Annotated in this window: 8 protein-coding genes; 4 read left to right on the top strand and 4 right to left on the bottom strand. The window is 58.2% G+C overall.

Going from position 1 to position 11,863, the window contains the following annotated elements; all coding sequences use genetic code 11:
- Positions 1–52: 52 nt before the first annotated feature.
- From VIL80_RS09845 to agaR, 3 genes are read right to left on the bottom strand one after another with little or no spacing between them, the layout of a single operon-like run.
- The gene (locus VIL80_RS09845) at positions 53–1,180 is read right to left on the bottom strand and encodes an SIS domain-containing protein (protein ID WP_332035938.1); all 1,128 of its coding nucleotides are present in this window, start codon (positions 1,178–1,180) and stop codon (positions 53–55) included.
- 15 nt (positions 1,181–1,195) lie between these two features.
- Entirely contained in the window at positions 1,196–2,470 is a 1,275-nt protein-coding gene (locus tag VIL80_RS09840; protein ID WP_332035937.1) for a D-tagatose-bisphosphate aldolase, class II, non-catalytic subunit, read from the bottom strand.
- Between the two features lie 50 nt (positions 2,471–2,520).
- Entirely contained in the window at positions 2,521–3,291 is a 771-nt protein-coding gene (gene agaR / locus VIL80_RS09835; protein ID WP_332035936.1) for a transcriptional repressor AgaR, read from the bottom strand.
- Between the two features lie 272 nt (positions 3,292–3,563).
- Between agaR and VIL80_RS09830 the strand changes: the two genes are divergently transcribed.
- The 3 genes from VIL80_RS09830 to VIL80_RS09820 all read left to right on the top strand — a co-directional run bounded on the left by VIL80_RS09830 (position 3,564) and on the right by VIL80_RS09820 (position 9,332).
- Entirely contained in the window at positions 3,564–4,937 is a 1,374-nt protein-coding gene (locus tag VIL80_RS09830; RefSeq protein ID WP_332035935.1) for a Gfo/Idh/MocA family protein, read from the top strand.
- Positions 4,938–5,110: 173 nt separating this feature from the next.
- Entirely contained in the window at positions 5,111–7,945 is a 2,835-nt protein-coding gene (locus VIL80_RS09825) for a TonB-dependent receptor (RefSeq protein ID WP_332035934.1), read from the top strand.
- Between the two features lie 124 nt (positions 7,946–8,069).
- On the top strand, positions 8,070–9,332 hold the full coding sequence (locus tag VIL80_RS09820; RefSeq protein WP_332035939.1) for a sugar MFS transporter: 1,263 nt from the start codon (positions 8,070–8,072) through the stop codon (positions 9,330–9,332).
- Positions 9,333–9,415: 83 nt separating this feature from the next.
- Here VIL80_RS09820 and pepQ read toward each other — a convergent pair whose 3' ends face one another.
- Positions 9,416–10,729: a Xaa-Pro dipeptidase gene (pepQ, locus tag VIL80_RS09815; protein WP_332035933.1), complete on the bottom strand. Its 1,314-nt coding sequence runs from the start codon at positions 10,727–10,729 to the stop codon at positions 9,416–9,418.
- Positions 10,730–10,827: 98 nt separating this feature from the next.
- On the opposite strand from pepQ, the gene purU reads away from it, so the two are divergent.
- A complete protein-coding gene (purU, locus tag VIL80_RS09810; RefSeq protein ID WP_332035932.1) occupies positions 10,828–11,664 on the top strand; it encodes a formyltetrahydrofolate deformylase in 837 nt (278 codons plus the stop codon).
- Positions 11,665–11,863: the final 199 nt, after the last annotated feature.

The raw sequence follows: 11,863 nt of genomic DNA, 5'->3' as shown, positions 1-11,863 counted from the left end.
TCATCGAAACAGGTGATTTCGATCTTGGTGCCGCCGATGTCCAGTCCGTAAATCAAGCGTCACGCTCTCCAGCGAATGGATAAATGGTTACACCCTGTACCACGCGATTTACTTCACCGGTGGGGCAGGGGTTGTCCGGGGTTATCCCCAGCGCCAGGGATTTGTAGAACGCGAGTGCCTGTGCAAACACGATGTAGTAGAGCGCGAGCCACGCTTCTTCGAGTCCATCGATAGCGCTCATGGCGGCGGGGCACGCAATCCACTGGGTGGTGCCGTCGCGTTTCAGTTCTGCCAGCAGGTCGTCGTCGTAGCGACGGCAATACGTATCACTGCTCTGCAACAGTATTACCAGAGTCTGGTTATCGAGCATGGATTTGGGGCCGTGGCGGAAACCCAGCGGGCTCTCTGCGTGGCAGTCCACTTTGCCGGCAGTGAGCTCAAGCATTTTCAGCGCGGCCTCGGTCGCAATCCCTTTCAGCCCGCCGGCGCCGAGAAACACCACGCGTTTGAAATCGCGCGCGGCTAGCGCACGGATCTCGTCCAGGTGGTTATCCAGCAGGTTGTTGGTGAGTTCGATTAATTTAGACAGTTGAGCACTCTGTGGTGCGAAGACTTCCAGGGTTGCCAGCAGCATCGACGTGAAGCTGCTGGTCATGGCAAAACTCTGGTCCAGAGTCTCTTCCGGCATCAGCAGTGAATAGCTGTTGCTGCTGCCGTTTGCCCGCTGTGCCAGCTCGCCCTGCGGATTACAGGTAATTACCAGATGGTAGCAGTGTGCCACGCACTGGTTGGCAAGATCGTAGGCACCGACACTCTCAGGGCTGTTGCCGGAGCGCGCGTAGGAAATCAACAGTGTAGGAGTGTGGCGCAGCAGGTAGTCGTTCGGGTTGCTTACCAGGTCGGTGGTGCTGATCGCTTCCACCCTGCGCTCCATTACCCGGGTGAGGTAGGGCGCGAGGGTTTCGCCGGCGTAAGCGGAAGTGCCAGCACCGGTGAGAATAATGCACAGGTCGCTGCGGGCAAGCAGTGGTTGCAGCCATTGCTGCAATTGCTGGCGCTGTGTGGCCACGATATCGGCAGTGTGCTGCCACGAATCCGGTTGCTGGGCGATCTCGCGCGCGGTGTGTTCCGCCTTGCACTGTTGCAGGGTGGATGTATCGATTTTCAGGGTGTTATACATCGTTTTAATCCTGTACTACTGCTTCCAGCAGGCGTTGGCATAGGCTGCGGTGACCTGGCGGATGTGCGCCTTGACCAGCGCGCGGGGGTTATTGTCAACACAGCCATCGCGGACCTGTTGATACTCTTGCGGGAAAAATTGACTGAGCAGCGGCAGTGGAATCGGTGCGCCAGCAAGGTTGTCCAGCAGTTTGTGTACCGCTTGCTTGACCGCGCTGTCGGGCCAGTAATAGCGGATGCGGTCGCTGTAGCTGAAGCGTCGGTACAGAGGGAGTTTTTCCTCTGCGACTTCGTAAAAACTTTTCCAGTAACGGGGTTCCGCCTGCATGCGCTCTTCGCATACGGCGCGCAGGTTGGATTTTTTCTCAATGCCCGGAAGTTCATCCTCGATATAGCTGAGCGCGAACAGAGCCTCACGCAGCGCGAAGGTCAGCTGTGGTCCGACCTTGAGAATAGCGAAGTGGTCACGCACCAGTTGCTGGTAGCTCTCTTCGGTCTGGTAATCGGTGGAGTGCGCCTCGAAGGCGATGCCGCCGGTTTCCTGCGCGAGGGCTTTGAGAGGAAGTGCTTTTTGCGGCTGGTAGTCGATCACTGCAGTGTGGTCGAACTCCACACCCGGCTGCACCACCAGGCCGATTACCCGCGACCAGGCATCAATGAGATCGCGGCGGGCGAACGCATTTTTATGCAACTCGATGGTATTGCGCGCGTGGGCCGGCTGGGTCACTTCCAGTTCGGTAATTTCCTCCCTGGCGCCGCCGGGCGGCGGTACTTCGGTACCGATCACATACGCGATCTGCCCCGACTTCCCCGCGCGCCATGCCGCGTCCTCGGCGGCACGGCACAGGTCCGCGGCGCGCTCGGCAATAATCTCGTCCGCCAGCGGCAGGGCGTCGTCGGCGCAGGGCATGCTGCAATCCAGATGGATCTTGGTGAAGCCGGCGCTCACATAGGCATCGATCAGGTCGCGGGCCTTGGCCATCGCCTGCTCAGCGGGCTCATTCTGCCAGCACACTGGGCCCAGGTGATCGCCGCCGAGAATGATGCGGCTGGTTTCCAGTCCGCAGCGGCTGGCCAGTGTCATCACATAATCGTAAAAATCCGCAGGCTGCATGCCGGTGTAGCCACCAAACTGGTTCACCTGGTTGGCGGTGGCCTCAATCAGGATTGGCGAGCCATCCGCCAGTGCCTGCTCCATCGCGGCTTCCAGCACCAGGCCGTGGGCGGAGCAGATGGCATAGATGCCTTTCGGCGCGCCTTCCAGATTTGCTCTCATCAATTCTTGCAGCATGTTGAATCCTTATTGTGTGTGACCATTTTCAATGGCTGCGGGAGGGTTATTCAGTCGACGATAACGACCTTTACTCCAGCCTCGCTCAGTGCCTCGTGAAAGGCATCCGGAATGCCGCTGTCGGTAATCAGGATGTCGATATCACTGAAGTCACAGATTTTGTGTACCCCGGAGCGCTTGAATTTGGAGGAGTCGGTTACCGCGATCACCTTCCGTGCCACCTTGCACATCAAGCGGTTCAGGTTGGCCTCGTATTCGAAGTGGGTGGTGATCCCGCCCTGGAAATCGATGCCGTCCACGCCGAGGAAAACCTTGTCGAAGTGATAGCACTGCAGCGCGTCTTCCGCGGCGCGGCCGTAAAACGACAGGGATTTTTTGCGCAGGGTGCCGCCGGTCATTAGCACTTCCACCCCTTCCGCATCCGCCAGTTTCTGGGCCACGTTGAGGCCATTGGTCATCACCACCAAACGCCGGAAGTGGTGCAGCTGGCTGGCGATCTCGGCGGTGGTGGTGCCGGAATCCAGAATGATGGTGTCCTGCTCGTGGATTTCGCGCGCGGCGGCTGCGGCAATGCGGCGCTTGATATCCAGGTGTTCGGTCACCTTTTCCCGCACCGATAGTTCCTGGCTCACGCGACTGCTGGCAACGGCGCCGCCGCGGGTACGTACCAACAGACCCTTTTGATGCAGGTAGTTGAGGTCGCCGCGGATGGTTACCGTCGAAACGCCATATCTCTCCGCCAGGTCCGGCACCTCCACGCGCCCCGCATCTACGGTCGCCTGAACGATGTCGTGCCTGCGTTCTATGGTGTTGGTGGTCATGGGACATCCTTCGTGAAATCGTTCGGTCATTCTATGAAACTTTCACAAGCTTTCAAAACAAATTTTATTTTCGAAAACTTTCATTTCCTTAAATGGTATATATATCAGTAGGTTAGATGTTGAAAGTTGTGCAAATCACAATGTGACGGCTTTTGTAATGAAAGTTTTCGAAGCATTTTTTGGTTGAACGGGTAGTTTCGCTTGGTTATTGTCCAAACCCAGACAACACCGCCCAACGAATACCGCTTAGCTGGAGCCGAGGTAAACAATAAATGAGCGAAATCAATCGTCGAAAGTTTCTGAAAGCCGGTCTTACCGTCGCGGCGGCAGCTACTGCCGCGGGCTGTGCCACCGGTGCCACTAAAGACAACAACCTGCTGAGCCCCAAGGGGCAGAAGTCGGTGATGGGCTTGACCGTAGCGCCCATGGATACCGTGCGGGTTGGCTTTATCGGTGTCGGCGAGCGCGGTGTGGGTGCGGTGCAGCACTTCTGCAATCTGGAAGGTGTCGAGATCAAGGGCATCTGCGATACAGATCAGCAGGTGCTGGATCGGGCCGTCAACCTGGTGGTTGCGAAAGGACTGCCTAAGCCGGCGGCCTACGGCAAGGACGAGCACGCTTACCGCGACCTGCTGTCCCGCGATGACATCGACATTGTGATCATCTCCACCCCGTGGCGCTGGCACACGCCGATGGCGGTGGACACCATGCTGAGCGGCAAGCACGCCATGGTGGAAGTGCCTGCGGCCATGGATCTCGAGGAGGCCTGGCAGCTGGTCGATACCGCAGAGAAGACGCAGAAGAACTGCATGATGCTGGAGAACGTCTGCTACGGACGCGAAGAGCTGATGGCCCTCAACATGGTACGCATGGGGTTGTTCGGCGACCTGCTGCACGGCGAAGCGGCGTATATCCACGAGCTGCGCTGGCAGATGAAGGAGCTGAACCGCAAGACCGGTTCCTGGCGCACCAAGTGGCACGCGCTGCGCGATGCCAACCTCTACCCCACCCACGGCCTCGGCCCTGTCGCCCAGTACATGAACATCAACCGCGGCGACCGCTTTGACTACCTGACCTCCATGAGCAGCCCGGCAATCGGCCGTGCCGCCTACGCCAAGCGCGAATTCCCGGCGGACCACCAGCGCAACCAGCTCAAATACATCGCCGGTGATATCAACACCAGCATGATCAAGACTGTGCAGGGCCGCACCATCATGGTCCAGCACGACACCACCACACCGCGCCCCTACAGCCGCCACAACCTGATCCAGGGAACCAACGGTGTGTTCGCCGGTTTCCCGAATCGCATTGCGCTGGAAGAGGGCGGTCGCGAGAGCTACCACGAGTGGGATTACGACATGGAGTACTGGTACGACAAGTACGACCACCCGCTGTGGCGCCGTATGGGTAAGGAAGCGGAGCGCAACGGCGGCCACGGTGGCATGGACTTCCTGATGTTCTGGCGCATGGTCTACTGCCTGCGCAATGGCCAGCCACTGGACCAGGACGTATATGACGCAGCGGCCTGGTCGGCGGTTACGCCGCTGTCCGAAGCCTCGGTAAAGGATCGCGGCAACAGCAAGGATTTCCCGGACTTTACGCGCGGCGCGTGGAAGACCGGTACACCGCTCGGCGTTGTGAGCTGACGGCGCGGCGGGCACTGCCCGCCACAAAACCCCGGGCCGGCAACGGCCCAATTCACTCTGTAATGAAATGCATATTCACCTGAAAACGGTGAAGGGGCCGCTGTACGCCTGCAGTTTGTGCGCTGTGCCCGAGTACGACCTTCTACACAACAATAATGCGGGGAAGATGAACCATGATTAATGTGAAGAGAAATACCCTCAGTCTGGTGATCGGTGCACTGGCAATGGCTTCTCAGGCCATGGCCCAGGATGTTGAAAACCAGGAGGCAAAGGATGTTGTCGAGTCGGGTGCGGGCGAAACGGTTGAAGAAGTTCAGGTAACCGGTATTCGCGGCAGTATCAAAACCTCCCTCGATATCAAGCGCGATTCCGTCAACGTGGTGGACTCGATCGTGGCCGAGGATATCGGCAAGTTCCCGGACCAGAATATTGCCGAAGCGTTGCAGCGCATGAGCGGTATCACCATCACCCGCAATGGCGGTGAAGGTCAGCGAGTAACTGTGCGCGGTCTCGGTGGCGACTACAACGTAACCACCATCAACGACCGCCGCATGGCTTCCGAGCACAGCAGTCGGGATTTCAACTACGACCTGATCGCGGCGGAGCTGTTAAAGGGCGTTGAGGTTTACAAATCCCCGGTGGCGCAAACCCAGGAAGGCGGCATCGGCTCGGTCATCAATATCCGCACCCGCCGCCCGATGGATTTTGCCGGGCCGGTAGTGCAAGGCTCGGTGAAGGGCATTTATGAAGACCGCACCGAAGAAATGAATCCGCAGGCTTCTTTCCTGCTCAGCAACACCTTCCTCGACGGCAAGTTCGGTGCACTGTTTACCGCGGTCTACTCCGAGCGCACCCTGCGTACCGACGGCTACGAGGGTGAAGGTTTCTACAACGAAGCGGACGAAGACTGGATCACCGTGCGCCAGGATGTGAATGGCGATGGCGAGTTCGATCCGGCGGTGGACAACGAGTACGGCACCATCATTCCGGGCTATGTGCGTTACACCAACTGGCAGGACACCCGCGAGCGTATCGGCGCGAGCCTGGCACTGCAGTGGCGCCCGCGCGACGACATCGAAGTGAACTTCGACAGCCTGTATTCCTCCTACACCACCAATGGTGAGGAATACCAGATTTCGTTTGTCACCTACGACGAAGACTGGACGCCGGGTATTCCGAATGTAACCGACCTCGGCTTCAACGACGAGGGTTTGGTGAACTCCCTGACCCTTGCCGATGGCGCGATGGCGGAATTGCTGAACACCTCGCTGCCGCGCGAAACCGAGACCTTCCAGCTCGGCACCAATGTCGCCTGGGATGTGACCGATAGCCTGACACTGGCGGTGGACGTCTCCCACTCCCAGTCCGTCAATACGAACGATGGCGACAACCGCTACATTGTGGCCCGCGGCTTCGTGGATGAAATTCGCATCGATCAGTCGGGCGGCAACCTGCTGCCGGATATCACCATGACCCCGGCGCTGTCCCACGAATCCCCGTTCGGTGCGCACTATAGCTACAACTACGGCGATGAGATTGCCGACAAGGTTTCCGAGTTCCGCTTTGACGGATCCTGGAAGCCGGAAATCGCAGTGGTGTCGTCCGTGGACTTCGGCATGAACTTCGGCAAGCAGACCAAGGATCGGGAGTCCTACCGTTCTGCGAACCCGTCCATTTTCAGCAACGCCGGCGCCCAGTTTGATCGCTATCCTGAGTACACCCCGGATATGTCTGCGGCGGAAAATATTGGTGGCTTTGATTTGTTCCGCCTACCGGCAGATATTCTGGTCGCGCCGCGCTTTGACAATTTCCTCGACGGCGAAGCCGGCAAACACCCGGCGCCCTGGGCCAGTTTTGACTACGACAAACTGTTCGCGTTTTACCAGAGCATCAGCCCGGAAGCCGCCAATGACCTGATTGCTGCTCAGTATCGTCCCAATGATTCCTACCAGGTTGGTGAAGAAACCCTGGCGGTGTATTTGCAGACGGATCTGGAAAGTGAGCTGATGGGGCTGCCCTACACCCTTAATCTGGGCGTGCGCGCCATCCAGACCTCGGTAACCAGCTCGGGCTTCTCGCTCGATCCGGGTGCGGTACGGTTCGAGCCAAATACGGATCCGGATTCCGCACAGGAATTGCTGTATGTGGGTGATGTATCGGATTACCAGTACGAAACCGAAGTCGACGACTCCTATACCGATGTACTGCCGAGCCTGAACTTCAAGTGGGAACTGCGTGACGACGTTGTTTACCGCTTCAGTGCGGCCAAGGTCATCACCCGTCCCAGTATCGATTCACTCAAGGCCTACAGCTACCTGAATCTCCGGGAGTATGAACTCTACGCCTCCAATCCGGGTTTGGAACCCATGCGCGCGAACCAGCTGGATACCGGCTTGGAGTGGTATTTCTCCGACTACGGCGCGCTGACCGGCTCTCTGTTCTTCAAGGACATCGCATCGTTCACGGAGTACGGCCGCAACGGCACCCGCATTATCGATGGCTATGAATTTGACGTTTACAGCTCCATCAATGGCGACGAGGGTGCGGAAATACGCGGTGTGGAAGTGGCTTACCAGCAGGCCTTCACCGACATGCTCCCCGGAATCTGGGATGGCCTGGGTATGCAGCTGAACTACACCTATGTGGACAGTGAGTACGAAAATGCCGAGCGCCGCGAAGCCGGACTGCCGTTCGCAGGCATGCCGAAGAACTCCTACAACGCGGTGGTCTACTACGAGCGCGATGGTATCCAGGCGCGCCTGGCGTACAACTGGCGCGGCAAGGTCATGGTTAATGCCGAAGACTGGGGTGGCCCGCGCTGGGATGCGGACTACGGCCAGTACGACTTCAGTGCCGCGTACGACTTGAATGACAACGTGAACCTGCAATTCAGCATCAACAACCTGACCAATGAGCGCAGCTGGAGTTACATCGCCAGGCCGGATCAGGTGGCGGGATTGAATCGCTTCGGTCGTTTGTTCAACTTCGGCGTTAGCGCCAACTTCTAACTCTCCTCTCGTTGCCCGGTTCTGATGAGCCGGGCCTTTTTTCATTTGGTTCCCGGGGGTTGATGTGAGTACTGCAACCGTACAACAAGCGGCTATCGGCACACGCCATAGCAGCCTGCTGCCGATGGCGATTATCGGAACGCTGTTTTTTATTTTCGGATTTGTGACCTGGCTGAATGGCTCGCTAATTCCGTTTCTGAGAATCCTGTGCGACCTGAATGAATTCCAGGCCTTTTTCGTCACCTTTGTGTTTTACATCGCCTACACGGTGATGGCCCTGCCGATGTCACTGATCCTGCGGAAAACCGGTTACCGCAATGGCATGGCCATCGGTCTTGGGATCATGGGAGCCGCTGCGCTGATTTTTATCCCCGCCGCACAGACCGGCAGTTTCGGTGTTTTCCTGCTGGCGCTGTTCGGGCTGGGGGCCGGGCTTACGATTCTGCAGACCGCTTCAAATCCTTATGTGGTGAAGGTGGGGCCGGTGGAGAGTGCCGCGACTCGTATTGCCATCATGGGCATCATCAACAAGAGCGCCGGCGTGCTGGCGCCGCTCGCATTTACCGCGTTGGTGCTGTCGGGCCTGTCTGACTTCAACTCGCAAGCGGTGGCTTCCCTCGAAGGCGAAGCGCGCGCGGCACTGCTGGATAGCGTTGCCAACCGCCTGATCATGCCCTACGTCTACATGGCTGGACTGCTGTTTCTGCTGGTGGGGCTGGTGAAGTTTTCCGGCCTGCCGGAAATCGAGGAAGACACTGCCGCTGATAGCGAAGCGCGCTCCGGTGTATGGCAGTTTCCCCAGGTGGTACTGGGTGCGCTGGCACTGTTTGCCTATGTGGGAGTGGAAGTTATCGCCGGTGACACCATCGGGCTTTACGGCGAAGAGCTGGGGGTGGCGAATTTCGCTTCGCTGACGTCCTATACCATGGTGTTTATGGTGGTGGGTTATCTGCTGGGGGTAGTGTGTATTCCGCGTTGGATCTCCCAGCAGCAGGCCCTTACCGGTTCTGCCATTGCCGGCAGCCTGTGTGTACTCGGGGTACTGTTCAGCTCTGCCGAGAGCAGTGTGATGGCGGGCGCGCTGTGGGGCTGGAGCGGAATTCCCATGGTTCCCGATACCATATTTTTTGTGGCCCTGATGGGGCTGGCACACGCGCTGGTATGGCCCACGGTGTGGCCACTGGCGCTTGAAGGCCTGGGTAAATTTACCGCCCAGGGTTCTGCGCTGCTTATCATGGGCATTGCTGGTGGTGCGATTGTTCCGCTGGTTTTCGGCAAGCTCGCGGCGGTGTCCGGTACCGTGCTCAATGGTTACTGGGTAGCGCTGCCCTGTTATCTGTTTATCCTGTTTTATGCGCTGAAAGGGCACCGGATACGCAGTTGGTGAAGCTTGGCTGCGGCATGACGTGAAGGCTCCTGAAATAAAAAAGCCCTCCTGTGGAGGGCTTTTTTGTGGGCGATTTTTACCGATCAGAAATCTGCCTGGCAATCCCGCGTCATATTCTCGACGCGATCCGCGTGCACGATGAGGTTGTCTTCGATACGCACGCCGCCGAAGGGGCGCAGTTTTTCCACCTTGTCCCAATTCACTTCGTCCGCCAGCTGGGACTCCTTGAGGTCGGCCAGCAGGCTGTCGATAAAGTACAGACCGGGCTCGATGGTGAACACCTGGTTTTCCTCGATAGTGCGCGTGGTGCGCAGGAACGGATACTCACTGGGGGGCGGGGTCTTGCCGCCTTCCGGTGCGGTCTGGTGACCGCCCACATCGTGTACCTGCAGGCCGAGGAAGTGGCCGAGGCCGTGGGGCATAAAGGTGCCGGTCAGGCCGGATTCCACCGCGCTTTCCGGGGAGGTCTTGATCACGCCGAACTGCTGCAGCAACTGGCCGATCTTCAGGTGGCACTCGCGGTGCAACTCGATGTAGGACGCACCCGGTTTCAGGCCGGCTACCAGCTCCTTCTCCTTCTCGTGCATCGCACGGACCAGGTCCGCAAACTCGCCATTGCGGTAGGCGTAACTGCGGGTGATGTCGGCGGCGTAACCATTACAGTCAGCACCGGCGTCGATCAGGAAGCTGCGGCGCTCGCTTTCCGGCAGCGGTTCGGTACCGAGATGGGTGTAGTGCAGGATCGCGCCGTGCTCGTTCAGGCCTACGATATTGCCGTAGGGCAGGCGACCTTCACCCTGGCCGGCGGCCTTCATGTAGGCAATGTTGATCTCGAATTCGCTGGCACCCGCACGGAACGCATCTTCCGCGGCTTTGTGCGCGCGCACCGCAATACGGTTGGCTTCACGCAGGCATTCCATTTCGTAGGGGGTCTTGTAGGCGCGCGCCCAGTGCAGGCGGTCGATCAGGTGCTGCGGGTTGCGCTCACCGATGTCCCAGCCTTCCAGCTTCGCGGTCTCGCCGATAAACGCGGCGTCTTCACCGGACAGGAATGCCTTGGCTTCGTCCGGCTTGGCCAGCAGCTCGATATCGTACTCGTCACTCCAGAAGGTCTGCGGTGCGGGCGGCACGTAGTGCCAGAAGTCCACCGGGCGGTAGAACAGCAGCTTGGGCTTCTGCCCGCGGCGGTAGACCACCCAGCAGTTGGGGTTATCGGTGACCGGGACCAGGGCCTTGAACTGCGGGTTTACCCGGAACGGATAGTAGTTGTCGTCCAGAAACTGTACCGAGGGCGCGCCGCTGAACACGTTGAGGGTCTCGAAACCGCACTGGTCGAGGATCTCGTCGTAGCGCTTGCGCAGGGTGGCCATGTGTTCACTGAAGAGTAGCTTGTCCATAAAGTCCCTGAATTGGTCAAATAACGGTCTGTTTGACGGGTAGATTTAGGCACATAGTGTATAGTCAGCGAACTGAATAATTAGTCTGATTTTGGCTTATGGAAAAGAAGATACTGCTGACGGACTGCCCGGACGACAAAGGGCTGATCGCGAAAATCACCAACATCTGCTACAAGCACCAGCTCAACATCACCAAGAACGACGAGTTTGTTGACCGCGCCCAGGGCCGGTTTTTCATGCGCACCGCGTTGGAAGGGAACTTCAACGATGCCACGCTGCTGGAAGACCTGGACATGGCGCTGCCGGCGGGGGCCGAGCGCCGGCTGGTGGCCAGTGGGCGCAAACGCGTGGTGTTGATGGTTACCAAAGAGGCCCACTGCCTCGGCGATATCCTGATGAAGTGCTACTCCGGCGCACTGGATGTGGAGATCGCCGCGGTGGTTGGTAACCACAACAACCTGCAGTCACTGGTGGAGAAGTTCGAGATCCCGTTCCACTGGCTTCCCGCCGAAGGGATGGCACGGGAACAGCACGAAGAGCAGGTGATGGCACTGGTGGACAGTTACCAGCCGGATTACCTGATCCTCGCCAAGTACATGCGTGTGCTCACCCCACAATTGGTGGCCCACTACAGCAAGCGCATCATCAACATCCACCACTCTTTCCTACCGGCATTTATCGGAGCCAAACCCTATCTGCAGGCGTTTGAACGCGGTGTAAAAATCATCGGCGCTACCGCGCACTTTGTAACCGACGATCTCGATGAAGGGCCCATCATCGAACAGGATGTGATCCATGTGGACCACGGCTATTCTGCGGAAGATATGGCTGCTGCAGGTCGCGATGTGGAAAAGCAGGTGTTGAGTCGCGCGTTGCAGCTGGTGCTTGAGGAACGGGTGTTCATTCATGGCAACCGCACGGTAGTGTTCAAATAAAGCGGCGCAAATACTGATCCAATTGATCGCCAATCGCGTAGAGATACGCTGTCGTCCGTCAGTGTGGAATCCGTCCATGCGTTTTCTGGGCGTCGCTTTATGGGGTAACTTTTCATGCTTGGCGAATACAGCATTCCGCTGGTGGTGCTTTCCTATGTGATCTCTGTGCTCGGTTCCTTTGCCGCACTGCAACTGGTAA

It is taken from the genome of Microbulbifer sp., from assembly GCF_036563125.1.
Taxonomy (GTDB): Bacteria; Pseudomonadota; Gammaproteobacteria; order Pseudomonadales; family Cellvibrionaceae; genus Microbulbifer.
This window is presented reverse-complemented; position numbering and strand designations above follow the sequence as displayed.

Bases quoted from the DNA above. Each gene is read 5' to 3' on its own strand.
- VIL80_RS09845 (WP_332035938.1), bottom strand. From the start codon at position 1,180: ATGTATAACACCCTGAAAATCGATACATCCACCCTGCAACAGTGCAAG.
- VIL80_RS09840 (WP_332035937.1), bottom strand. From the start codon at position 2,470: ATGCTGCAAGAATTGATGAGAGCAAATCTGGAAGGCGCGCCGAAAGGC.
- agaR (WP_332035936.1), bottom strand. From the start codon at position 3,291: ATGACCACCAACACCATAGAACGCAGGCACGACATCGTTCAGGCGACC.
- VIL80_RS09830 (WP_332035935.1), top strand. From the start codon at position 3,564: ATGAGCGAAATCAATCGTCGAAAGTTTCTGAAAGCCGGTCTTACCGTC.
- VIL80_RS09825 (WP_332035934.1), top strand. From the start codon at position 5,111: ATGATTAATGTGAAGAGAAATACCCTCAGTCTGGTGATCGGTGCACTG.
- VIL80_RS09820 (WP_332035939.1), top strand. From the start codon at position 8,070: ATGGCGATTATCGGAACGCTGTTTTTTATTTTCGGATTTGTGACCTGG.
- pepQ (WP_332035933.1), bottom strand. From the start codon at position 10,729: ATGGACAAGCTACTCTTCAGTGAACACATGGCCACCCTGCGCAAGCGC.
- purU (WP_332035932.1), top strand. From the start codon at position 10,828: ATGGAAAAGAAGATACTGCTGACGGACTGCCCGGACGACAAAGGGCTG.